Source organism: Aneurinibacillus sp. REN35 (assembly GCF_041379945.2).
Classification (GTDB): domain Bacteria; phylum Bacillota; class Bacilli; order Aneurinibacillales; family Aneurinibacillaceae; genus Aneurinibacillus.
Genome location: NZ_JBFTXJ020000036.1, coordinates 1 through 425 on the forward strand (window position 1 = coordinate 1; position 425 = coordinate 425).

A 425-nucleotide genomic window follows, 5' to 3' on the forward strand; every position below is an offset into this window, starting at 1 on the left:
CACGAGTGTTGATTAGCCAAAAAAAGTAAATAAAAAACGAAAAAGAGGCGCCTTTTTCGGGAAAAGAGTTTGTACACCACATACAAACTTTTACGAAAAGAGGCGACCTCCCATGAAAAAGTCTACCACACTTCTTGATCTGCTGAAACACTTGGTTTCTGAAGAAGATGTACAAACGATAGTAGCTTCACATGGCTATCAGGATGTAGGGCGCAAGCTACCTATCAACACGTTATTACAATTTCTTGTGATGGCAGCGACCCATGAATGGAAAAGCCTTCGTCATGCTGCTGATGTAGGACAAGCCTACGGACTCCCGTCCGTTCATTATTCTACGTTATCCAAAAAGGCAAGCGAGGTTCCCTATGCCATTTTTAAGGATCTTTTTCTTCTGCTTCTTTCTCGTTGTAATCGCCGCATTCGCC

Annotated in this window: 1 pseudogene; it reads left to right on the forward strand. The window is 42.8% G+C overall.

The features are described from left to right. Positions 1-112: 112 nt before the first annotated feature. Positions 113-425 (forward strand): annotated as a pseudogene (locus AB3351_RS23575) (IS4 family transposase); the annotation flags it as partial.